Genomic DNA, 21,943 nt, shown 5'->3' on the forward strand with positions numbered 1-21,943 from the left:
AGGTAGGAGGCTCGCTCATGGACAAGCTGGCGTTCGTCGATACGCACGTTCATTTCTACGACCTGCAGCATCCCGAGCTGGTGTACGAGCACTGGAAGCCGGGGGTTCCGCACCCGACGATGGGATGGAGGCTGCAGAAGCTGGCCGAGCGGAGTTACCTGGCCGAGGACTATATCGCCGAGACGCGGAACGCGAACGTGACGAAGTCGGTGCACGTGCAGGCGGCCATCGGCAGCCCGGATCCGGTGACCGAGACGGAGTGGCTGCAGGAGGCGGCGGACCGGACCGGGTTTCCGCACGGGATCGTCGCCTATGCGGACTTAAGGGACCCGGGCGTGCGGGCGGTGCTGGAGCGTCACGCCGAGTCGCCCAACATGCGGGGAATCCGCGACTTCTCCTACGGGGACTACCTGGTGGAGCCGGACTTCCACCGGGGATTCGCGCTGCTGGAGACGTTCAACCTGGTGTCGAGCCTGTCGGTGCAATGGCAGGACATGGAGAAGGTGCGGGATCTGGCGCACATGTTTCCGAACATCACGATCGTGGTGGATCACACGGGATGGCCGACGGAGCGGACGGATGAGTATTTCGCGAAGTGGACGCGCGGGGTGGCCGCCGCGGCCAGCTGCGACAACATCCGCTGGAAGATCTCGGGCCTGGGCATGGGCGACAACGACTGGACGGTCGACAGCATCCGGCCGTACGTGCTGACGTCGATCGAGACATTTGGCGTCGAGCGCTGTTTCTTTGGCACCAACTGGCCGGTGGACTGGCTGTGGAGTGCGTACGACGAGTTGATCGACGCCTACACGGAGATCATCGCGGATTTCAGCCGGGACGAGCAGGCCCGGCTCTTCTCCGGGACGGCTGAGGAGATTTACCGCATCTGAGAGCGGCCGCTGTCGCGCCGGCTCAGTAGACCCAGGGACAGATCCGGTACTTGACTCGCGCCTTGTATTCCGCCCACTTCTCCTCACCGTACTTCTCGACGCAGTGCTCCTCGTCGTCCCGTTGACGCCAGGTGAAGAGGGAGACGATGAAGATCAAGTACGTCCAGGCCCAGAGATTCGTGAAGTGACCAAACGATAGGGCGATGCCAAGGCAGATGATGCCCTCGCCCATGTAGTTGAAGTGGCGGGCCGCGCCCCAGAATCCGCTGCAGAGGATTTTTCGATCGCCGGCCTGGATGTATTGGGGCTCGATAATTCCCAGGAACTTCCGGTCGGGCCAGCGCTTGAAGGTGTACTTCTGCCAGTTGCCGCCGCGCGTGATGGTCCATCCGAAGAAAAGCAGCACGCCTAACCCGATCAGCCACACGTACGTCCATGGCTCCGAGAACCCGGGGTGCGGATAGGCGGCCATGCCCCAAAGCGGGAGGATGTAGAGCCAGCCGTAGATGACAAGCCCGCCCCAAATCAGCTTGAACCCCAGCTTCTCATGAATCAGGTCGTAGGTGTAGAGCTGAACGCGCTCGAAAAAAAAGTAGTCCATGATGTAGAGCCCAAAAAATCCAGCATACAGAAACACGCCGGGATTGACGTTATCTCCGAATTGCTGGACGTGCCAGGCGGCGCCCGACAGGGCGTTTAGCGTCAGCATCGTCCCGCCGACAACGTACAGGTACATCTTGAGATCGAATCGTTCGTTGAAGAGCGGGTGCTCCAAGGATCGCCCGGTCCAGAACGCGTGAAACGGATTCTTGATCTCGCCTTGCGGCTGGCTCAGCATGGCTACGAGTGCGATAAGCGCCGCGAAGACGGTTCCTCCAGCCACGGCGTAGATCGCGGACCGGTAGAACCAGTCACGCGGCATTCCGGTGACTTCGGTCGCCCACACGGCGATCGCGATGGCGAATACCAGGAGGCCGTTGAGCCGATAGTTGCGAGGTTCGCCGGTTTCGGGATTGATGACATAGCCGGGAACCCGCCGCGCCGGCAGGACGATCTGCGCCACGAAGAACACGGCGAAGACAATCAGCGGGGTGAAGAATCCCCACAGGGCTTCCGCCCCGGAAAGCTCGACTAGATGCTCGATACCAAGCCATTCAATCATGGGCGAATATCCCGGCTTCTAAACATGCGGCGATTATGGGCACCGTCCAGGTGGCGGTCAATCAGGCGCCGGGAGGTGAAACATGACCGAATCCACGCGCGTGGAGTGGGTCGACGGCGACTGCCGCCCGATATTTCAGTAGAGCCAGGGACAGATGCGGTACTTCACGCGGGCCTGGTACTCGGCCCACTTCTCCGGCCCATACTTCTCCGCGCAGTAGTGATCGTCCTCGCGCTGGCGCAGAATGAATAGAGCGACGATCCAGATGAAGTAGGTCCAGGCCCACAGATTGGTGAAGTGACCAAACGCCAGTGCGATCGCCGCCGAATGGAACCATTCGCCCAGGTAGTTCATGTGGCGGGCCCTTCCCCAAAAGCCGCTCACCAGGATCTTGCGGTCGCCGGCCTGGATGTACTCGGGTTCGATGAGTCCCAGGAACTTGCGTTCGGGCCAGCGCTTGAACGTGTATTTCTGCATGTTCGCGCCACGGCAGATGGCCCATCCGGCCAGGTACAACAAGGCCGTGCCGATGAGCCAGCCATAGGTTGCTTCCGTTGAAAACCCTGGCGTCGGCTGCGCGGCCATGCCCCACCACGGGAGGATGTAGAGCCAGCCGTAGATCATCAGACCACCCCAGAACATCTTGAAGCCGAGCTTTTCGTAAATCACATCGAAGGTGTAGAGCTGGACACGCTCAAAGATAAAGTAGTCCACCACGTAGAAGGTATAGAACGCCGCGCACAGGAACACGCCTGGATTGGCGACTTCCCCAAAGCGCTCGACGTTCCACGCGGCCCCGGAAAGAGCGTTGAGTGAAAACATGGTTCCGCCGACGACGTAGAGGTACATCTTGAGATCAATGCGTTCTCTCAGAAACGACAGCTCCTGGATTCGCCCAAGCCAGAAGGCCGCAATCGGGTTCCTGGTTTCGTCTCGAGGCTGGGTAAACACCGCGATCAGCGTGAACACCGTGACGGTAATTGTCCCGCCGGCGAACGCAGGGATGGCCGACCGATAGAACCAATCACGCGGCATTCCGGTGACTTCGGTCGCCCACACGATCACCGCGAGTGCAAACACCAAGAGCCCGTTGAGCCGATATGTTCGAGGCTCCCCGGTCTGGGGATTGATGACGTAACCGGGCACGCGAAGACCCGGCATGACGAGCTGCACGACGAAGAATATGGCGAAGATAATCAGCGGCGTGAAGAAGCCGAGGATCGCTTCCGGCGGGGAAAGCTCGAACAGGTGTTCGATACCGAGCCACTCGATCATGACTGGCTACCCCTACCGCCGGTGGCGTGGCGAGGATACGTCACCCGCGAGAGCTCCGGCCATCTGGCGCTAGTGGGAGGCTCACACCTTGAGATTCTTAAGTAGTGCGAGAGGGGCGACGCATGCGTCGCCCCTACGCGCGAGTCAACAGGTAGAGCGGCGGCTAGCCTTGCGGCTCCTCGCAGTTGAGCATCCAGTTGACGCCGAACCTGTCGATGCAGGCGCCGAAGTAGGCGCCCCAGAACATTTCCTGGAGCGGCATCGTGACGGTGCCGCCGTCCGAGAGCTTGGCGAACAGCGCGTCGGTCTCCTCCCGGCTGTGCGCGGCGTAGGAGATTGAGACATTGCTGACCGATGGCGCCGGCTCGCCGAACGTCGTCGGCACGTCGCTGCCCATCAGCACGCTCGTTCCCATGGGAAGCGAGACATGCATGACGTTGTTCCGTTCGTCTTCCGGAACCTGCATGTCGGCGGGACCGTCGCCAAACGTCTCCAGGACGAGAAATTCGCCCCCAAAGGCCGCCCGGTAGAACTCGAACGCCTCGCGGCAGTTGCCGTTGAAGTGCAGATAGGGGCTCAGGCTCATGGTGGCCTCCTCAAGGCTTGCCCGCGCAAGCTACCAGAGCGCGAATGGCCCTGCCGGACCGTCGTGTCCGAGGCGCCGGCGACGGACTCGGGCCTAGGCGCCGTCTGCGGCGCGCCGCAGCACCAGGCAGGTGATGTCGTCGGATTGGGGCGTATCGCCGACGAATTCCCGCACCGCCTCGAACAGCGCATGGGTGGCCTGCTCGGAATCGGTGGGCGGATTCGCCTCGAAGACCTCCTGAATACGGTCGACGCCAAACTGTTCACCGTCGCCGTTCATGGCTTCGGTGACGCCGTCCGTGTAGAGCACGATGGTGTCGCCGGGATCGAGCTGAACGGTCTGGCTTGGGAAGTCGATGTCGGGCGCCACGCCAAGCGCGACCCCGCCGGTCAGCGACAGGAGTTCCGCGCCCCCTCCAGCGCGAACCAGAACCGGCGCGTCGTGCCCGCCGTTGGAATAGGTGAGCGTGCCGGTCGCCGGGTCGAAGATCGAGTACAGCACGGTCACGAACATCATGGTTTCGTTTTCTTCGTACAGCAGCTCATTCACTTCGCGCAGGGCCTCGCCCGGCTCGCCGAGGCCGATCGCCGCGCCTTTGAGCAGAGTCCGGCTCGACATCATGAACAGGGCGGCCGGAACGCCCTTGTCGGAGACATCCGCTATCGCCAGCCCGACCTTGCCGCTTTCCAAACGAATCACGTCGTAGAAGTCGCCGCCGACGTTTCGCGCCGGCTCCATGTTGGCGAACACCTGGTATTCATCGCTCTTCGGAAACGTCTTGGGCAGGATCGACTGCTGGGTGCTGCTCGCGACTTCGAGCTCGTTCTGCAGGGCCACCAGCGCGTCGCGCGAGGAGAGCGCGGCTCGCCACTCCTCGAGGTGGTGCAGCGCCCGCTCCATGGTGATTTGCAGGTCTTCGAAGTCGATCGGCTTGGTGACGAAGTCGAAGGCCCCACGATTCATCGCCGTGCGAATGTTCTGCATATCGCCGTAAGCCGAGACCACGATGCATCTGACGTCGATATCGGTGACATTCGGTATCTGGTCGAGCAGCGTAAGCCCGTCCATGCGCGGCATATTGATGTCCGTGATGACCATGTCGATTTCGGGGTTCGCGTCCAGCTTTTCAAGCGCCTCGATGCCGTCGTTCGCAAAGTCGAAGCTATGCGTGCCGCGGCGAATCCGGCGCCGCATGCGCTGCTTGATCAGCGGTTCCAGGTCCGGCTCATCATCAACGACGAGAATGTTGTAGGGCCGCTTCATGGCGCTCATATCGAGAGTCATATCACCATCTCAGTTCGCCGCTCCAGGGTCTGAAGCCGGCTGAGGATCGGTCTGGCCTTGGGCCGTTACCAGCGCGTCGCGCGACGACAGGGCCATCCGCCAGGCGTCGAGATGGTGCCGCGTGCGCTCGATGGTCTCTTGCAGGTCGTCGAAATCGATCGGCTTCATGATGAAATCGAACGCGCCTCGCCGCATCGCCGTGCGGATATTCTTCATGTCGCCGTACGCCGACAGGATCACGGCGCGGACTGAGGGATCGACTCGTGGAATCTGCTCCAGCAGCGTCAGGCCGTCCATGTGTGGCATGTTGATATCGGAGATGACGATGTCGATGTCCTGGTCGTCTTGCAGCATGTCAAGCGCCTCGACGCCGTTGCTGGCGAAGACGAATCGGTATTCGCCGGCCTGAATCTTGCGCCGCATGCGCTGCCGCACCAGCGGCTCGAGATCGGGCTCGTCATCGACCATGAGGATCTTGTAGGGTCGTCCCATCGTCGGCCCTCCTGCTTCGCCGTCCCTGCGGTTCGCTGAACTCCAACAGCCGCCCCGCACTCAGAAGCAGGCGAATCCACGCACTCTCGCCCAGAAGCGTCGTCACTGTAGCGAATTCGGCAGGTCCATTGGCCACCTCTGGCCCCCGTGACCCAGTCGATGTCGACGAACGCCTCTCACGCCGTGCATCCCGCGATCCCGTGCGGCCGGTCCCGGATTACCGTCATGGGTCACCCCCGCCCTTTGGACAGTCGCCACGATAAGCTGCGAATCTGCATCAATTGCGACCGCGAGACTTTCCGGCACGCTCGGAATCGGCCCCGAATCAAGGAACGCAACATGCGAAACAGGTTGATGGCACTGCTCGTCGTCGGGCTCTTGGTGGCGCTCGCCGCACCGGTTGGCGCCACTGAGGAGTGCGAATTCGTCCTCGGCTTCGCCAGCCTCAAGTCGCTGATCGACGACGCCGAGGGACCGGCCGTCGTCGGCGAGTGCCTGGAGAACGAGGGCTTCAACCCGATGTTGGGCGAGGCGCATCAGCAGACCACCGGCGGGTTGATGGTCTGGCGCAAGGCCGACAACTGGACCGGATTCAGCGACGGGCAGCGCACCTGGATTCACGGGCCCGAGGGGCTCCAATCCCGCCTCGACACCGAGTTGCTCGACTGGGAACGCATTGCCCAGCTCCGCCTGAACGCCTCCAGTTTCGAGTACGCGGTCGGCCAACCGGGCGGATCGTTGAACATTGCGACCATTTCCGAGCCGCTCACGTTCAACCTGGCCCTCGCCAACGACGCCTCGTCGTCGGGCATCCTGGGCTATCTCTTCGACGGGCTCACGGAGATTTCGTGGCTCACGGACGAGGTCGAACCGTCGCTGGCGGAGTCCTGGGAACACTCAGCGGACGGCTTGACGTGGACCTTCCACCTCCGGCGTGACGTCACCTGGCACGACGGGCAACCCTTCACCGCCCACGACGTGGACTTCACGTTCAACCGGCTCATCTACAACGACGACATCGCCGCCAGCAGCCGCCCCTCGTTCCAATTCCGCGTCTTTGATGAGGCGTCCGGCACGTGGCGGGAGTCGCCGATGACGGTGACGGCACTGGACGACTACACGGTCCAGTGCGTGCTGCCGGTGCCGTTCGCCACCTTTCTACGCTCCATGGGAACCGCGATCTACCCCAAGCACATCCTCGAGTCGCACGTGGACGACGGCACGTTCGCCGAGGTGTGGAATATCGACACCGACCCGGCCGAGATCATCGGCACCGGGCCCTTCACCATCGCCAGCTATGTACCCGGCGAGGAGATTGTGCTGCGGCGCAATCCGAGCTACTGGCTCAAGGACGCCGCCGGAAACTCCCTGCCGTACCTGGAGACGATCGACTACACGATCGTTGAAGATCTCGAATCCGAGCTCGCCAGGTTCCTGGCCGGCGAGGCCGACATCCACGGCGTGCTGGGCGAGGAGTTCGCGGACCTCGAGCCGCTGCAGGCCGACGGCGACTTCACCATCCACCGCCGCGGGCCGGCGTTTGGGACGACCTTTCTCGGATTCAACATGAACCCCGGCGCCAACCCTGACACCGGCGAGGCGTATCTCGCGCCGGAGAAGCTGCAGTGGTTCCAAAACGTGCAATTCCGCCAGGCCGTCGCGCACAGCATCGACAAGGACGCGATCATCAACGACGTGCTGCACGGACTGGGCTATCCGCAGTGGTCGTCCGTCAGCCCCGCGGCCGGCGACTTCCACAACCCCGACGTGCGCCGCTATCCCTTCGACGTCGCCCGGGCCAACCGGATCCTGGATGACCTGGGATGGGTGGACACCGACGGGGACGGCGTCCGCGAAGACGATGCCGGCAATCCGATCTCGTTCACGCTGGTGACCAACACCGGCAACACCGTGCGCAGCAGCGCCGGCGAGGTCATCCACCAAGGTCTGACCGCGATCGGCCTTCAGGTGGACTATCAGCTGATCGACTTCGGCGTGCTCGTCGGCCAGCTGGTCAGCACCTACGACTGGGAAGCCATGATCATTGGCTTCACCGGCGGATCCGACCCGCACAGCGGCATCTCCTTCTGGCACACCAGCGAGGCGCTGCACCTCTGGAATCCGAACCAGCCGGAGCCCGCGACGGCGTGGGAGGCGGAGATCGATGAGCTGTACATCAAGGCCAGCCAGGAGCTCGACCGCGACCAGCGCGTGGCCTACTACCACCGCGCGCAGGCCATCGCCGCCGAGAACGTGCCGGTGATCTACACCACGCTTTCGGAACGGCTGACCGCGGTGCGCAACGTCTTCGGCAACACCACCCCCACGCTGTACGGGCTATGGGACATCCGCTATCTCTACCGGACCGACCTGGCCGAATAGGATCCGCAAGGGCCTGACGCCGGTGTAGGGGCGCCCCTTGTGGGCGCCCGCGCCCGATTTCCCTTCGCCGGCGCGGTCCGGCTCCCTCTCCCACGGGGAGAGGGTCGGGGTGAGGGGGTCCGGCACCGCGACCCGAGATCCGCGTAGGGGCGCCCCTGTCCGGTGGCCCGCGCTGCGTGCAGCGTGGGACTCGCCGCTGGTTTGTCGCAGCGCGTTCTTCGGGCACCGTCCGGCTCCCTCTCCCCGCGGGAGAGGGTCGGGGTGAGGGGTCCGCCCGGTGGCCCGCGCTGCGTGCAGCGTGGGACTCGCCGCGGATGATTCGCCTAACGCACTAATCCCATTTGGCGGCACGGCCCGGCTCCCTCTCCCCAGCGTGGGAGAGGGTTGGGGTGAGGGGGTCGGCCCCGGTCAGCCCGCCTTCGGTCGAAAGATCGCCAGGCTCGCCGTGAACCCGTGCACGAAGTTGGCCCCGCCGATCGGTCCCAGCTCCCCACCGCAGAAGAATCCGCTCACCGGCACCTCGCTGCCCAGCGCCTGTCGGACCAGCGAGATATCTCCATCGGGCCGGCCATACATCCGCGCCCCGCGTCCATTGCAGGTGAACAGCAACGCCCCGGCCGCCTCGGGCTCGAACGCCTGGGGCGTCAGCAGCAGCTCCAGGTCCTCCTGGGCAGTCGCGGCGTCGCGCACGTGAAACTGCACCGTGTCCTGCTCGCTCACGATGCCGGTCACCGCCAGCGCGCCGGACCCGGCGTCGGCGCCCATCAGACCGCGGATGAGGAATCCGCCGCGGCCCCAATCGTCGGCGTCGGTCGAGATCGCGTGGCCCAGCATCACGCCCGCGCGCATCAGCTCCTGGTCGTTCTCCGCGGCATCGGCAAACACTTGCCGCAGCGTGTCGATCGGCGACTGCCCGTCGAGCTCGGTGATGATGTTGCCCCTCGCACCGGTGACGGTGCGCGGCGAGCCGACGGGCCGGCATCCCTGCGAGACCACGATGCTCACGTCCACCGCGCCCCGCAGCGCCACGCCAACGGCGCCCCGGTCCGAAATGCGGTCGTTCTGGGCCATGCGATTGCCGCCGGCCGCGCGCCCCCAACTGGCGATGCCGCCGATGAGCGGCACGCCGGGCGCCAGCTCGTTCATGCGCTCCACGAGCTGTTCCGTGTGCACCGAGAAGGGGTCCACCAGCGCCACCACTGCCGCCGCGCCTTGCAACTGCGCCGCGGCCGCCTCGCGGTCTTCGAGCAGCGACGCCAGGTCGGGCAGCGGATCGATCTGGACGCCCGGCAACGAGCCCAGCAGCAGCGCCGTCGCCGGCTCGTCCTCGATCTCACGCCCGGCGGCCACCACGCTCTCGGCCGTGCAGGCCAGGAAGTGCCGCGCCGGCAACGCCTCGCGAACCGCCTCAATGACGGGGCCGATCTCGGTGTTGTCCGGCGGCCGCACAAACGCCACCGCCAGGTCCAGCGCCCAGTCCGCACTCAGCACCTGGTCCCGCAGGTCCGCCGCAATGGCCTCAGGCGCATGCTCCAACGACGCCGCCGACCAGAACTTCATCGGATCCAGGTCCCTAGCTTGGTGCCCCGCATACCCGAATCTACACCGTTAGGACGAATCGGCTTAGACGGCCCGGGCATGAGCGTGAATTGGACCCCGATGCTTCACCTCCGCAACGGTTTGTTGGTATCGTCTAGACACCGTTTGAGGCTGCCGGGGCGACCGGAGGAGCAAGCAGATGGCGAAGATGATTCCGATGATTGGATCAAGCGAAGCCGGACCGCTGGGGGCGATCCACCTGCCGAGGCTGTGGCTCAAAGTGACGCTGTCGGCCGCCGGTCAGCTCAACGACGAATACGACGCCTGCGGCGCCGGGTTCGACCAGATGGTGTTGGACGGCCTGGGCGTTGACCGCGACGCGGCGGTGGACTTCATTTCGAGCAGCCGGCCGACCTACCCGCAGTTCGAGCAGTGGGTCGTGGACCAGAACGGCGGCAGCATCGACCAGTCGGTGATCGACGCGTCGAATGCGGCGATTGCGGGCTACGAGCACGGCGACGACATCGTGGCGGCGATCTCCGCGGGGGCCGGGACCAACGCGGACCACGCCATCAAGGACGCCGTGACGCTGAACGCGCTCGAGGACTGGAGCGACTTCCACGCGTCCCTGAGCGGATAAGCGTTCAACCAGCGACGGAAGACGGGGTGCGGGCAGTCCTTCGCGGCTTGTCCGTACCCCGCATCACTTAAAGGGGTCTAGCGATGGCGGACACGGCGCAGCGGATTGGGTTTGTGGGCGTGGGGCGCATGGGCGCCAACATGGCGCGCCACCTGAACGACGAGGGCTATACGGTTTCGGCCGTCTACGACGCCCAGCGCGAGCTGGCCGAGTCGCTGGCGGGCGAGCTTGGGTGCGAGGCGCCGGACACGCTTGCCGGCGTGACGGCGGCCTCCGACGTCATCATCACCGTGGTCACCGACGATTCGTCGATGCGGGACATCTTCGGCGAGAGCGGCGACAGCCTGCTCACCGGCGCCGAGGGCCGGGTGTTCGTCAACTGCGCCACCATCACGCCGCAGGTCCACGTGGACGTGGAGGCCCTGGCCGAGGGCGCGGGCGCGAGCAGCCTGGAAGCCTGCATGGCCAGCAGCATTACGCAGGCCCGTGACGGCACCCTCTACCTGATGTGCGGCGGGCGGGAAGCGGTCTACCAGCAGGTCGAGCCGCTGCTGGAAACCCTGAGCGTCTCGCGGCGCTACATCGGACCCGCGGGCACGGCGGCGCAGGTGAAGGCGCTGGTCAACATGGTGATGAACATCAACACCGCCGGGCTGGCCGAGGGCCTGGGACTCGGGTCGGCGCTGGGTCTGGACCTGGACGTGCTCCAGGAAGTGTTCTCGCAGACCGGGGCTAACTCGCGGGTGCTCGAAACCGACGGCGAGGACATGGTCATTCGCGACCACGAGACCTATTTCTCGTCGGCGCACGCGGCCAAGGACTCGGGCATTGCTCTGTCGCTGGCCGACGACGCCGGGCTCGACCTGCCGCTGGCGCAGGCCACGAAGGCGCAGTACGACAAGATGATCGCCGTGGGCAAGGGCGATCTGGACAAGTCGGGCGTGGCGGAGCTGACGTTCCCCGGGCGAAACTGAAGCCGTGGGTCGATCTGCTTCCTCGGCATGTGGCCGGCGGAAGCGCCCCCGGATCTCACCCTCACCCTAGCCCTCTCCCATCGAGGGAGAGGGGACCGGACGGCGTGGGAGTTCTGAGGAGGACTGCCTCGTGCCCATCGTGCGCATCGCCGACCAGCCGGAGGCCGCGTGGCGGCCCGGGCAGTCGCTGCGTCATGTCATGGGAGTCGCGGAGGGATCCACTTCGCTCTCCATGCAGCACTTCAGGGTGGCGCCCGGCGCCGAGACGCCGCTCCACTTTCACGACGTGGACGAGGCGCTGCTGCCGCTGAGCGGCTGCATTCAGGTTTACCTGGACGACGCGTGGCACGCGGTGGGGCCGGGAGAAATCTGCGTGTTTCCGGCCGGAAGCCAACACGGCTTTGTGGGGACCGGCGACAAACCCGCGGAAATCCTGACCGTGTTTCCGGTTCCGGACGCCTTGACGGCTGTGCACACCACCTATCTCGAAGGCGAGCCGCCGATTCCCTGGTCGAAACCCTAGGGCGAAGGAAATTCCACGACCGCCCACGCTGGCAATGCCCTTCCAACCAAGGTCGGACGGCGTTGCATGTTTGCCTATCCGCCGGACGCGCTCCTACACTTCCAACTCGAATTGAATGGCTAGTGCTAAATGTAGGGGCGGACCTGGATGGTCTCGGTCCGAGGAGGGAATCTTGTGAGCGTATTTTCATGGAAGCGAACCGCCTCGCTGGGGCTGCTGGCCGTGCTCGTGGTGGCCGCTCTGGGATGCGGTGAGGCCGGCAGCGACGAACCGTTTCGGATCGGCGTGATGGAGTCCGTCACCGGTCCGGGCGAAACCTACGGCACGGTTGCGGTGCAATCCAAGGAAATGGCCGTAGCCGAGATCAACGCCGCCGGCGGCATCAACGGGCGCATGCTGGAGTTGGTCGTCGAAGACTCGAAGTGCAACGCCCAGGACGCCATCACGGCCTACACCAAGCTCACCGACGTGGACGGGGTGAAGATCATCCTCGGCACGTCGTGCAGCGGCGCGATGCTCGGGGCCGCGCCCCTGGCCGAAGCCGATGGCGTGGTCATGTTCTCCGGATTGGCCACCAACCCGGACATCGCCGAGGCCGGCGACTACATCTTCCGCACGTCGTTGAGTGACGCCACCGTGGGTGTCGACACGGGCAACGTGCTCTGGGCCGACGGGATTCGCCGGCTGGCGACCATCAGCGAGTCGACCGACTACGCCGAGGGAGTCCGGCGAACCACGGCTGAACACTTCCAGAGCCTGGGCGGCGAGGTCGTGGCCGAGGAGCGGTACGCCTCCGACACCACGGACTTCCGCACCCAGCTGGAGAAGCTGCTCGGCGCGAACCCGGACGCCGTGCACATCGCCGCACAGTCCGAGTTCACCGGCGGAACCGTCATCAAGCAGCTCCGAGAACTGGGCTACGACGGTCCGATCTACGCCGACGTGGTGCCGATCGGGACGACCGCGCTGGAAATCGCGGGCGAAGCCGCGACGGGCGTGAAGGCCATTACGCCGGACCTCGATCCGGCCAACGCCAAAGCGCAGGAAGTGCTGGCGAATTTCAAGGACCGCTATGACTACGTCACGCTGCCCTGGTTCCTCGGTTCGGCGTATGACAACGTCTACATCGCCGCCGAGTGCCTCAAGCAGACTGGCGACGACCAGGATGCCGACGGATTCCGCGACTGCCTCTACGAGATCACGTGGAGCGGGACCATCGGCGACAACTACAGCTTCGACGAGAAAGGCGAAGTCGTCGGCCTGTCCAATGCGGTGCTGGAGGTGCTGCCGGTAGCCGAGCGCACCGAGGAGAACGGGGGCTACAAGGTCCTGGGCGCCGCACCGACCGGGTGAGCCCGTCCGCGTCGTCCGTAGATCCGAGGGGGCGGCCCAGCTACGGTGGGCCGCCCCACGGTCGCCTCAGCTGAACCCGTGGGCCGCCAGTCTTCCGCACCCGGAATGCTAGCGAGGCAACGCCCAAGTCCTGTTGCCCGATGAGTTTGGCCCAACTCAAGGTGACCGCGCTGTCCGGCGCGCTGCGCATTCGCGACCACCACAGCCGGGCGTTGGCGACCACGCTGACCACGGCAGTCATCGCCTACGTCATCTGGAAGATCGTCCAGTCGCCCGAACAAGCCTTGCAGTTCGCCTTCAACGGCCTGCCCGTGGGCGCCGTCTATACGCTGCTGGCGCTGGGATTCACCCTCGTCTACAGCACGGTGTGGTTCTTCGACCTGTACTACGGAGCCGCCGCGGCGCTCGGCGCTTACGGCGTCTTCTACCTACGATCCCAGGACTTCCTCGGCGGTCGATACGACGTCAACAATCACTTCGTCAACATCGTCTTCGCGGCCGTGGTCGCCGGGGTCGTCGCATGGGCGCTCCATGAGAACTTCCACAGCCGTCTTCGGAGCCGCTTCAAACCGAACGTGCTGCTCACCTTTGGGGCCCTGCTTTGCGGGATGGTTGGCGTCTATATGTGGCTGGTCCTTGCCAACCCAAGCAACCTCAACGTCCTGCTCAGCCCGGTCATCGGCGTCGCGGTTGCGGCGGTGGCGCTCTGGGTGCTGCATCGGACCTACCGGAGCCTTGCCAACAGTGCTCGGCCGGTTTCGCCTCTTGCTCTTGCCGTGCCCGCGGCAGCCCTGGGCGCCTTTTGCGGCTACCTGGTGGCAAGCACGCCGGAATCAAATCTCTACTTGAGCTGGGGCGTCTCCTGCCTGCTGGCGGGAGCCGTGAGCCTGGCCCTCTACCGAGGTCTCTACGTCTACATGCGCCTCAGGGCCAAGTCGCCCCTAATCATGCTGGTGGCCTCGCTCGGAGTCCTGCTGGCGATCACCGCCATCATCACCATCGTCTTTCGCGCCGCGCCGCGCCCGCTGCCGGAAGCCTTCGGCAGCGACGTTTGGACCATTGCCGGGGCGAACATCAAGGGTTTCAACGTCTTCGCGATCGGCGTGTCCCTCGCGGGTTTTGCCGGCCTGCTGGTCCTCCTCAAGCGGACCGCCTTCGGTACTGCGGTGCGAGCCATCGGCGACGACGAGGAAGTGTCCAAGGTGGTGGGCATCAACACCACGGTCGTCATTGCCGTCGTGTTTTTCATTGGCGCGATGTTCGCCGCCCTGGCCGGAATTCTCAGCGGCCACGACACCGCCATTCAGCCCCGAATGGGCCTGCTGCTGCTCTTGAAGGGCTGGATCGCCTCGGTCATCGGCGGCATCGGGAATCTGCACGGCGCCATCATCGGCGGCTTCGCCCTGGGCATGATCGAGCAGTTCGGTATCTGGGACCTGGCCGGCGAGTGGAAGGACGTCATCTCGTTCGTGGTCCTCATCATCTTCCTGTCGTTCTGGCCCCAGGGCCTCCTGCCGCGGAGATAGCGTCGTGGCACTGAGCACCCAGGCCATCGGCAATCTGCTGCGGCGGCGCCCGCGCTTCGCCAGTCGAAACATCGAGCTCTGGGCAAACCTGGTCATCCTGTCCTGGGCGGCGGGGTTCATGCTGTGGCAAGGCCTCGGCTTTGCCATCACCGTGAGCACGGTCTTCGCCATCTGGGCGATCCTGGCGGTCAGCCTGAATCTGGTGGTGGGATACACCGGTCTGCTGTCCGTGGGGCATATCGGGTTCTTCGGCATCGGGGCCTACGCGATGGCGATCCTCAGTTCCGACGCGTCGTACGAGCAGCTGCGCACGGAGGCCATTCCCACCTTCGGCTGGCCCTTCTTTGCCGCGCTGCCGATCAGCGTGATCCTGGCCGGGTTGGTGGCGATCGTCGTGGGCGTTGCCTTCAACCGGTTCAGAGACGACATCTACGTCCTGGTCTCATTCGGATTCGCCGTCATCGCCTTCAACCTCTTCTTGAATTGGCGCCCGCTCACCAGGGGCGCGTTCGGCATCCACGAGATTGCCCGGCCCGAGATCGGCGGGTGGACGCTCAACGGCCCGTTCGAGTTCCTGGTTTTGGCGCTCGTGTTTCTCGCGATCGTGGTGCTCATCTCGTGGTTCATCGTGACCTCATCGTTTGGACGGGTGCTCACCGCCATCCGCGAGGACGAGCAGGCCATCGAGGTCTTCGGCTACCAGACCGCCCACTACAAGCTGGCCATCTGGGTCATCTCGGCCATGATGGCCGGGCTGGCGGGCGCCCTGTTCGGGAGCTGGACCAGCTTCATCGATCCCAACTCCTTCATCCTGCTGGAATCGATCCTCTTGGTCTCCATCGTCATCCTGGGCGGGCTGGCCACGATCTGGGGATCGCTGCTCGGGGCCATGGCCTTCGTCATGCTCGAAGAGGGCATGCGCTTCCTGCCGTTCTTGCCCACCGAGTTCATCGGCCAGGCGCGGCAGGTCGTGCTGGGGATCCTGCTGGTGCTGCTCATGCTGTTCCGGCCGCAAGGCCTGGTCGGGAAGTTCCGCCTGTGACCACCGAGGTCGATCCCCGTGTCTTCGCCCTGGAGACGAAGGCAATCTCCAAGAGCTTCGGCGCGGTGCGCGCCGTGGACCAACTCTCGATTTCCATCTTCCGGGAGTGGATCACCTGCATCGTCGGTCCAAACGGCTCGGGCAAGTCGACGTTGATCAACCTGCTGAGCGGCATGCTGCCCATCGACGAGGGCATCGTCGTCATCGACACCGTCGGCATCCGCGTCCTGAAGGCGCACGAGACGCCCGACCACGGCATCACCCGGACGTTCCAGGAGGTGCGGCTCTTCGACCAGATCACGGTGTGGGACAACATCATGGTCGGCCTCACGGAGCGCCGCCTGTTCCCCTCGCTGCTGGAGCGGACGAGGCCTCGCCATGAAGCGAGGGCCGAGGAAATCCTGCGGAGCGTCGGGATGTGGGAGAAGCGCGACGCCATGGCCGGCGATTTGTCCTACGGCCAGCGCAAGCTGCTGGAGATCGGCCGCGTGATGGCACTGGACGTGAACATCTATCTGTTCGACGAGCCCTTCGCCGGGCTGTTTCCCCGGATGCTGGAACGGGTCAAGGCCATCCTGAAGGAAATGCGGGCGCAGAAGCGCACCGTCATTTTCGTCTCCCACAACATGGACATCGTCCGCGAGCTGTCGGACCACATCTTTGTGCTGGACAGCGGCGGCCTCCTGGCCGTGGGAGAGGTCGACGAGGTGCTCGGTCGTTCCACGGTCATCGACGCCTACCTGGGCCACTAGCGATGAACGGCAACGCCGGAACGATGTTCCTCGAGATGGTCGACATTTCCGTGCGCTACGGGGCCGTGCGCGCCCTGACCGACGTATCGCTCGGAGTCCAGAAGGGCGAGGTCGTCGCAGTGATGGGTCCCAACGGGGCCGGGAAGTCCACCGTGCTCAAGGCCATCATGGGCCTCGCGCCCGTGGTCGGCGGCGAGGTGTACTGGCGTCAGGAACCGCTGGTGGCGGCGACCCACGAGATCGTCAAGCAGGGCATCGCCTTCGTGCCGCAAGGACGGCGCGTCTTTACCCATCTCACCATTCAAGAAAACCTGGAGATGGGCTGCCTCTACCTGAACGACACGGCGGAAAAAGCCCGCCGCCTGGATTCAGTGCTGGAGCTCTTCCCGATCCTGCATGAGAAGCGCGCCGACTACGCCAGCCAGATGTCCGGGGGGCAGCAGCAGATGCTGGCCCTGGGTCGCGGGCTCATGGCCGCGCCGGACGTGCTGCTGCTCGACGAGCCCACCCTGGGCCTGGCGCCGGTCGTGGTCAAAGAGGTGTTTCAGAAAGTCGCCGAGATCAGCCAGCGGCTCAACACCACGATCATGGTCGTGGAGCACAACATCAAGGGCGTGCTGGACATCGTCGACCGCGCCTACGTCCTCGACATGGGCCGCGTCGTCCACGACGGCACGCCCCAATCGGTCCAAGAAACCGACATCCTGACCCAGGTCTTCCTCGGCAAGGTCGACGCGGGGGAAGACCAGGACGCGGAGTAGGGGACATTCGAACCGCATTCGGCGCTGAATCTTCAATGAAATCCTGGATGATTGATTGGGCGATTGGGATGACCGGTCTACGCCGGAGGCAAACGCTGGCGGCTGCGGCAGTGCTCGTGGTTTTAGGTATTGCCGGGTGCGGGGAGGAAGAGGAGCTCTTGGTCCAATTCACCAGTACGTCGCCGTGCCATGTCTCGTGGTCGGACACACAGGTTGTGGCGTGGCACCCCGACGGTTCGGAGATCTACTTCAGCACCGTGGGGTCAGGGGGCGCGATCTTCGCGGTGGCCGCGGATGCGTCGCGGATCGAAGGCATTGCTCGCACGGGGCCGCCCGGCGAGCTTTACGTCGGATTGGCGACAAGCTTTTCACTTTCGCCGGCGGGCTGGTATCTGGTCTACGACACTTGCGCTTATCCCGTCTTCTATCCCGACACTCGAGGAGCGCCGCCGTGGCATCGATACCAGCGGGAACTTGTCCGCGTGTCGACCGACGGCACGGGCGACACCCGGTTGACGACGGATGCCGCGTTTGACGCATATCCGTCCTGGTCACCCGACGGCAGCCGGATTGCGTTCATCTCCGATCGCCATTACGCAGCATCCGGGAGATACCCGGGCCCGCGTCTCTACACTATGTCGGTCACCGGTGCCGACGTGCAGGTCCTCGATACCCGGCTGGAGAATTCCGCGGCTGGGCTGACTGCGAGCAGCGACGCCGCCGGGCGTGCCGGTTCCGACTCGCCGGACGGCTATGAGTCCCTTGCCGAGCATCCGCCCCAATGGTCGCCGGACGGTCGGCGTCTCGCCTTTGTGGGTGTCGAAGACAATCGGCGACGCGCCATATACACCGTCGATGCCGAAGGCGGGGACCTGCGCCGGCTCACCGATACGGTGAGCGGGCCGTCGTGGTCGCCGGACGGCAAACGCCTAGCGTTTGCCAAGCCTGAGACCAATGACGTGGCGCTTTACACCATTGCCGCGGACGGCTCGGACGCGCGGCGGCTGACGCACATCCCCCGCAAGACCTGGCGCCCGCAGCGCGGGGAGCCCGATCCGCAGCGAGCCTGGATCGAGCTGGTGGCCTGGTCACCCGACGGCTCCAACATCCTCTATGCGTGTGGCGGTATCTGCGTGGTCGCCGAGGACGGCACACCGACGAACGAGATTCTCCTACCGGGCGATGCAGCAGCCTGGTCGCCGGACGGATCGCGCATCGCGATCAGCCTCATCCGAGAGAAACTAAAGCTCGGCGACGTCATGCTGTATAGCGCGGCGGCGGACGGCAGCGAAAGGCGGGACCTCGTCTATAGGGGGCTCGGGGAACCAGTGATAGCGCCGGTTGCGATGCAAGCGGGCTTTGTGCGCGTAACGGCAGACCTGGTGCCGGGTGCCATCGGGATTGCTATGCACGAACCCAGCGCGAATGCCAGGCCTGTGCCGTGACTGCGAGGCGCTTCGGGGCCGGCCAGCCGGCCGTTCCGCAGCAAGACGTGGACGCTCCGGTCGCCGTCGTCGACCTCGCCGTTCTACGACCTGAGCCACACCCTCACGGTCCGTGCCGAACCAACTCAAGCAGCATGATCTTGGGCACCGGATCGTCAGGTAGGTGCGGATCGGACGGGTTGGGCCGGATGTCCACCAGGCTCCGAAGTAGGAATCCCTGCCGCCGAAACTCGGCCATCAGGTCCTTGAACGAGCGGTAGTAGAACGGGACCTCATATCGCGCTTGGTCTGTGCCAAACGTCTGCGCGAGCGCTCCCGATCTGAAGTAGTCGTCCACCTTTCCGCGTGCGGCGACCGCGTAGGGATTGTTCAGCGACAGCAGAAACCGACCGTCGGGATTGAGGGCATCGGCGATACCGGCGAGAACGCCAGCGTGATCCTCGCAGTCCTCGAGCACCATGTTCGCGATCGCCAGATCGAATGCCCCGCAGTGGGACGGCAACCCATCGGCCAAGTCCGCCTCGACATACTCAATGGCGAGTTGATCCTGCTCCTCGAAGGTCCGCGCGAGGTGCAGCAGCTTCGGCGAAATGTCGACGGCCACCACCTCGGCCCCGTGGCGCGCGAATAAGCGGGCCACGTGACCTTCGCCACAGCCCGCATCCAGGACCCGCTTGCCGGAGACCTCGCCCGCCATCTCGAGGAGACGGCAGGCGAGGTGGGAAAGAAAGGCATTCAGCGAGCCCGAGCGAACCTGGGCCGCGTACCAATCGGCAATGGGGTCGTAGGCGGCCATCACGTCAGAGCCCTCAGGTCGGACCAGCTCGGATCGCGCGGCCCGAAGGGCGCCCACTCGAACCCAATGCGCCAACGGGCGAAGCCGGTCAACGGACCGCCGCTATCCGTCAGCACGCAAATTCCCTGATACCACGGCCCCGGACCGTCGCCGGGCCGGTACCCCGAGCTGCGAACCACGAGCGCCGCCCGGCCATTCGGAAGCGCGACTCGCAGGAGCGTTGGGCCCGGCGTGTGGCCGCACAAGATGAGGTCGGCCGACGCGACGCCTTCGCGGGATAGCGCCACCTCGATCTCCTGCTCGGTAAAGGCGGGAGTGAAGGCCGGGTCCGTGTCCCAGATCGTGGCGAACGGATTGCCCGGCATGCCGTGGCACACGAACACGTCCCCTTCCCGCGCCCCGCCCAGCGACAACTCCGCAGGCAAGGCCCGCAGCCACTCGAGGTCCGTGGCGCTGATCTCAGCCTGACCCCGCTCGATATGCGACAAGAAATAGTCCGGTGAGTCCGGCCGGCGCCGGCGGGCGGCCACGGTCGAATCCCAGCGAGGCGTTCCCCAGTCGCGCAGATAGGCCTCGTTGTTGCCGTAGATGACGTCGACTCCCTCCGCGCGCAAGAGATCCATCGTCTCGCCGGGCGGGTCGGGCGAAAACGGCGAGGTCAGAAAGTCACCGCAATGCACGACGCGATCGGGGGCGTGGCGCCGGCATGCCTCGATCGCGGCATCGAGACCCGGCACGAAGCCGTGCGTGTCACCGATCAGGCATATCCGCATGCCGCGCACCACAAGACACTGCCAGGTACAAACCGAATTTGGGCAAGTCTACGGATGGTGCTCCGCGTCCATCCTTCGACCGCGGCGTCGCGCCTACTGTGGAAGGCCCGGCCTAAACGTGGACGTACAGCTCACCGTCGTCCACCTCGACGGTGTATGACCTGAGGCGCTCACCGAGGCCGCGAATGCGCTCGCCGGTGTCGAGGTCGAACTCGACCTGGTGCCAGGGGCAGAGCAGCACGCGTCCGTCGAGGACCCACTCCAGCTGCCAGTCGGTGTCCGCCGAGCCCATCAGCGTGCCGCTGATCGCGCCTTCGCAGGCGGGTCCCAACTGATGCGGGCAGCGGTTGCGGTAGGCCCGGAACTTGCCATTGACGTTGAAGACCCCGATCTCGAAGTTGCGGTGCTTGACGAACGTGCGCTCGCCGGGCGCCAGCGCGTCGGCGGGTCCCGCGTGAATGCGCGCCATGTGAGCTAGCCAGCTCGCACGGGCGCGTCGATGCCGAACAGCGCCAGCGCGTTCTCGCCCATGATCTTCCGCTTCGCGTCCGCCGGGAACGGCATGTTGAGCACCTGGCGCGGATGATCGAAGTCGTGGTGGGGCCAATCGGACGCGAACAGGACCTGGTCGGCGCCGTCGAACATGTCGAGCATCGTCACCAGGTCCTGGGGACGCTCGGGTTCCTCGATTGGCTGGGTCGAGAAGTAGAACTTCCGGATGTAGTGGCTCGGCGGGTGTTCAAGCAGCGGCGCCAGCGAGCGGTATTCGTGGTACTCCTTGTCCAGCCGCCACATCGTAAAGGGCACCCACGAGATGCCGCCCTCGGTGAAGACGATGCGTAGGTCGGGGAATCGCGCCGGTATGGCCGATTCGAGCATGCTGAACATATTCGCCATCAGGGCAAACTCGTGCTGGATGGGGTGGCGGAACAGAATGGTGCGGAACTGCTCGACGTTGAAGGGGAACGCGGCGTGAATCAGGCCCACGCTGTGCAGCATCACCGGCAGCCCCATCTCGGCGGCGGCTTCGAAGATCGGCGTATAGCGCCGAGCGCCCCACAGCGGACTGACGCCCGCCGTCGGCAGGTACACACCGACAAACTCATCGAGCGCGCCGTAGCGGCGGATTTCGCGCGCGGCGTCCTCCGGGTCGTGCGGGGCGGCGACCACGGCCCCGTACAGCCCATCCGCGCGGCTCACCCACTCCTCGGCCAGCCAGGCGTTGTAGGCCCGGCCCAGCGCCGCCGCGTAGACGTCGTCCGGCAGCGCCGCCATCGTCAGCAGGTGGTCCGGGAACAGGATGCCGATATCGACCGCCAGCGCGTCCAGGTCCTCCCGCATCTGCTGCGGCGTGTGCACGGACCGCGCGCCCGCCCCGCGATCGGGCAGGGGCAGATCGATTGCGAGCCGGAGCGCGTATCCCGGAATGTCCAGATAGCGTCGCGGCAGCGTGCTGATGTGCTCCAGCACGCGGCGATACGGCGGGTCAACGTAGGGCGCCAACGCCTCGGGCGTGTCGTTGACGTGGACGTCGACATCCACGATGACCATATCGTCACGGGTGGTGGCCGGTCGATCGGCGGTGACCGCCATGCGTCAAGCCCCCTGGCAGCGTGCCAAGCGGGCCATTCTATGCCGGATCGCGAGCGGCGACCTACCGGCGAGCGGAGACCTTTGCCTGGATGGTCGACATCCGACGTCCGAGACTCGGAACATCCCCACCCCTGTATCAAGTACGGGGCAGGCTC

The 21,943-nt window shown here is 65.1% G+C and carries 21 protein-coding genes; 11 read left to right on the forward strand and 10 right to left on the reverse strand.

What is annotated here, in order from left to right; genetic code table 11:
• The first annotated feature begins 17 nt into the window (after positions 1 to 17).
• On the forward strand, positions 18 to 890 hold the full coding sequence (locus tag OXG79_00775; protein MCY3782300.1) for an amidohydrolase family protein: 873 nt from the start codon (positions 18 to 20) through the stop codon (positions 888 to 890).
• Between the two features lie 22 nt (positions 891 to 912).
• Here the strand turns inward: OXG79_00775 and OXG79_00780 are convergent, their stop codons facing one another.
• From OXG79_00780 to OXG79_00800, 5 genes are all read right to left on the reverse strand, one after another.
• The gene (locus OXG79_00780; protein ID MCY3782301.1) at positions 913 to 2,052 is read right to left on the reverse strand and encodes a DUF1295 domain-containing protein; all 1,140 of its coding nucleotides are present in this window, start codon (positions 2,050 to 2,052) and stop codon (positions 913 to 915) included.
• A gap of 135 nt (positions 2,053 to 2,187) precedes the next feature.
• The gene (locus OXG79_00785) at positions 2,188 to 3,327 is read right to left on the reverse strand and encodes an ergosterol biosynthesis protein (protein MCY3782302.1); all 1,140 of its coding nucleotides are present in this window, start codon (positions 3,325 to 3,327) and stop codon (positions 2,188 to 2,190) included.
• A gap of 163 nt (positions 3,328 to 3,490) precedes the next feature.
• On the reverse strand, positions 3,491 to 3,913 hold the full coding sequence (locus OXG79_00790; GenBank protein MCY3782303.1) for a VOC family protein: 423 nt from the start codon (positions 3,911 to 3,913) through the stop codon (positions 3,491 to 3,493).
• 93 nt (positions 3,914 to 4,006) lie between these two features.
• Positions 4,007 to 5,185, reverse strand: a complete 1,179-nt coding sequence (locus tag OXG79_00795; protein ID MCY3782304.1) for a SpoIIE family protein phosphatase — start codon at positions 5,183 to 5,185, stop codon at positions 4,007 to 4,009.
• A 21-nt stretch (positions 5,186 to 5,206) separates the two neighbouring features.
• Positions 5,207 to 5,689: a response regulator gene (locus OXG79_00800; protein MCY3782305.1), complete on the reverse strand. Its 483-nt coding sequence runs from the start codon at positions 5,687 to 5,689 to the stop codon at positions 5,207 to 5,209.
• A 339-nt stretch (positions 5,690 to 6,028) separates the two neighbouring features.
• Between OXG79_00800 and OXG79_00805 the strand changes: the two genes are divergently transcribed.
• On the forward strand, positions 6,029 to 8,071 hold the full coding sequence (locus OXG79_00805) for an ABC transporter substrate-binding protein (GenBank protein ID MCY3782306.1): 2,043 nt from the start codon (positions 6,029 to 6,031) through the stop codon (positions 8,069 to 8,071).
• Between the two features lie 408 nt (positions 8,072 to 8,479).
• On the opposite strand, the gene OXG79_00810 is transcribed toward OXG79_00805, so the two are convergent.
• Positions 8,480 to 9,631, reverse strand: coding sequence for an FIST C-terminal domain-containing protein (locus OXG79_00810; protein ID MCY3782307.1), 1,152 nt, complete (start codon positions 9,629 to 9,631; stop codon positions 8,480 to 8,482).
• A gap of 178 nt (positions 9,632 to 9,809) precedes the next feature.
• Here OXG79_00810 and OXG79_00815 point away from each other — a divergent pair, with 178 nt between their 5' ends.
• The 9 genes from OXG79_00815 to OXG79_00855 all read left to right on the forward strand — a co-directional run bounded on the left by OXG79_00815 (position 9,810) and on the right by OXG79_00855 (position 18,626).
• Positions 9,810 to 10,250: a DUF5069 domain-containing protein gene (locus tag OXG79_00815; protein ID MCY3782308.1), complete on the forward strand. Its 441-nt coding sequence runs from the start codon at positions 9,810 to 9,812 to the stop codon at positions 10,248 to 10,250.
• Between the two features lie 83 nt (positions 10,251 to 10,333).
• The gene (locus tag OXG79_00820; protein MCY3782309.1) at positions 10,334 to 11,224 is read left to right on the forward strand and encodes an NAD(P)-dependent oxidoreductase; all 891 of its coding nucleotides are present in this window, start codon (positions 10,334 to 10,336) and stop codon (positions 11,222 to 11,224) included.
• A gap of 130 nt (positions 11,225 to 11,354) precedes the next feature.
• Positions 11,355 to 11,747, forward strand: a complete 393-nt coding sequence (locus OXG79_00825) for a cupin domain-containing protein (protein ID MCY3782310.1) — start codon at positions 11,355 to 11,357, stop codon at positions 11,745 to 11,747.
• Between the two features lie 174 nt (positions 11,748 to 11,921).
• A complete protein-coding gene (locus OXG79_00830; GenBank protein MCY3782311.1) occupies positions 11,922 to 13,100 on the forward strand; it encodes an ABC transporter substrate-binding protein in 1,179 nt (392 codons plus the stop codon).
• A gap of 140 nt (positions 13,101 to 13,240) precedes the next feature.
• A complete protein-coding gene (locus OXG79_00835; protein MCY3782312.1) occupies positions 13,241 to 14,626 on the forward strand; it encodes a branched-chain amino acid ABC transporter permease in 1,386 nt (461 codons plus the stop codon).
• Between the two features lie 4 nt (positions 14,627 to 14,630).
• On the forward strand, positions 14,631 to 15,668 hold the full coding sequence (locus OXG79_00840) for a branched-chain amino acid ABC transporter permease (protein MCY3782313.1): 1,038 nt from the start codon (positions 14,631 to 14,633) through the stop codon (positions 15,666 to 15,668).
• The gene (locus tag OXG79_00845; protein MCY3782314.1) at positions 15,665 to 16,420 is read left to right on the forward strand and encodes an ATP-binding cassette domain-containing protein; all 756 of its coding nucleotides are present in this window, start codon (positions 15,665 to 15,667) and stop codon (positions 16,418 to 16,420) included. Before OXG79_00840 ends, OXG79_00845 begins: the two co-directional genes overlap by 4 nt.
• A gap of 2 nt (positions 16,421 to 16,422) precedes the next feature.
• The gene (locus OXG79_00850; protein ID MCY3782315.1) at positions 16,423 to 17,181 is read left to right on the forward strand and encodes an ABC transporter ATP-binding protein; all 759 of its coding nucleotides are present in this window, start codon (positions 16,423 to 16,425) and stop codon (positions 17,179 to 17,181) included.
• 68 nt (positions 17,182 to 17,249) lie between these two features.
• Complete coding sequence (locus OXG79_00855) at positions 17,250 to 18,626, forward strand: hypothetical protein (GenBank protein ID MCY3782316.1); 1,377 nt, start codon at positions 17,250 to 17,252, stop codon at positions 18,624 to 18,626.
• 103 nt (positions 18,627 to 18,729) lie between these two features.
• Here the strand turns inward: OXG79_00855 and OXG79_00860 are convergent, their stop codons facing one another.
• The 4 genes from OXG79_00860 to OXG79_00875 form a co-directional block, all read right to left on the reverse strand.
• Positions 18,730 to 19,422, reverse strand: coding sequence for a class I SAM-dependent methyltransferase (locus tag OXG79_00860; protein MCY3782317.1), 693 nt, complete (start codon positions 19,420 to 19,422; stop codon positions 18,730 to 18,732).
• Positions 19,422 to 20,195: a metallophosphoesterase family protein gene (locus OXG79_00865; protein ID MCY3782318.1), complete on the reverse strand. Its 774-nt coding sequence runs from the start codon at positions 20,193 to 20,195 to the stop codon at positions 19,422 to 19,424. The genes OXG79_00860 and OXG79_00865 overlap by 1 nt, the downstream gene beginning before the upstream one ends.
• Positions 20,196 to 20,307: 112 nt before the next feature.
• Positions 20,308 to 20,664, reverse strand: a complete 357-nt coding sequence (locus OXG79_00870; GenBank protein MCY3782319.1) for a Rieske (2Fe-2S) protein — start codon at positions 20,662 to 20,664, stop codon at positions 20,308 to 20,310.
• Positions 20,665 to 20,669: 5 nt separating this feature from the next.
• Positions 20,670 to 21,788, reverse strand: coding sequence for an amidohydrolase family protein (locus OXG79_00875; GenBank protein MCY3782320.1), 1,119 nt, complete (start codon positions 21,786 to 21,788; stop codon positions 20,670 to 20,672).
• Positions 21,789 to 21,943 lie beyond the last annotated feature (155 nt).

The organism is Chloroflexota bacterium (assembly GCA_026706485.1).
GTDB lineage: Bacteria > Chloroflexota > UBA11872 > UBA11872 > UBA11872 > JAJECS01.

Excerpts from the sequence above, each read along its gene's own strand:
- OXG79_00775 (MCY3782300.1), top strand. The coding sequence starts at position 18 with ATGGACAAGCTGGCGTTCGTCGATACGCACGTTCATTTCTACGACCTG.
- OXG79_00795 (MCY3782304.1), bottom strand. The coding sequence starts at position 5,185 with ATGAGCGCCATGAAGCGGCCCTACAACATTCTCGTCGTTGATGATGAG.
- OXG79_00800 (MCY3782305.1), bottom strand. The coding sequence starts at position 5,689 with ATGGGACGACCCTACAAGATCCTCATGGTCGATGACGAGCCCGATCTC.
- OXG79_00805 (MCY3782306.1), top strand. The coding sequence starts at position 6,029 with ATGCGAAACAGGTTGATGGCACTGCTCGTCGTCGGGCTCTTGGTGGCG.
- OXG79_00850 (MCY3782315.1), top strand. The coding sequence starts at position 16,423 with ATGAACGGCAACGCCGGAACGATGTTCCTCGAGATGGTCGACATTTCC.
- OXG79_00780 (MCY3782301.1), bottom strand. The coding sequence starts at position 2,052 with ATGATTGAATGGCTTGGTATCGAGCATCTAGTCGAGCTTTCCGGGGCG.
- OXG79_00860 (MCY3782317.1), bottom strand. The coding sequence starts at position 19,422 with ATGGCCGCCTACGACCCCATTGCCGATTGGTACGCGGCCCAGGTTCGC.
- OXG79_00855 (MCY3782316.1), top strand. The coding sequence starts at position 17,250 with ATGACCGGTCTACGCCGGAGGCAAACGCTGGCGGCTGCGGCAGTGCTC.
- OXG79_00790 (MCY3782303.1), bottom strand. The coding sequence starts at position 3,913 with ATGAGCCTGAGCCCCTATCTGCACTTCAACGGCAACTGCCGCGAGGCG.
- OXG79_00815 (MCY3782308.1), top strand. The coding sequence starts at position 9,810 with ATGGCGAAGATGATTCCGATGATTGGATCAAGCGAAGCCGGACCGCTG.
- OXG79_00865 (MCY3782318.1), bottom strand. The coding sequence starts at position 20,195 with ATGCGGATATGCCTGATCGGTGACACGCACGGCTTCGTGCCGGGTCTC.
- OXG79_00810 (MCY3782307.1), bottom strand. The coding sequence starts at position 9,631 with ATGAAGTTCTGGTCGGCGGCGTCGTTGGAGCATGCGCCTGAGGCCATT.
- OXG79_00785 (MCY3782302.1), bottom strand. The coding sequence starts at position 3,327 with ATGATCGAGTGGCTCGGTATCGAACACCTGTTCGAGCTTTCCCCGCCG.
- OXG79_00875 (MCY3782320.1), bottom strand. The coding sequence starts at position 21,788 with ATGGCGGTCACCGCCGATCGACCGGCCACCACCCGTGACGATATGGTC.
- OXG79_00870 (MCY3782319.1), bottom strand. The coding sequence starts at position 20,664 with ATGGCGCGCATTCACGCGGGACCCGCCGACGCGCTGGCGCCCGGCGAG.
- OXG79_00835 (MCY3782312.1), top strand. The coding sequence starts at position 13,241 with ATGAGTTTGGCCCAACTCAAGGTGACCGCGCTGTCCGGCGCGCTGCGC.
- OXG79_00820 (MCY3782309.1), top strand. The coding sequence starts at position 10,334 with ATGGCGGACACGGCGCAGCGGATTGGGTTTGTGGGCGTGGGGCGCATG.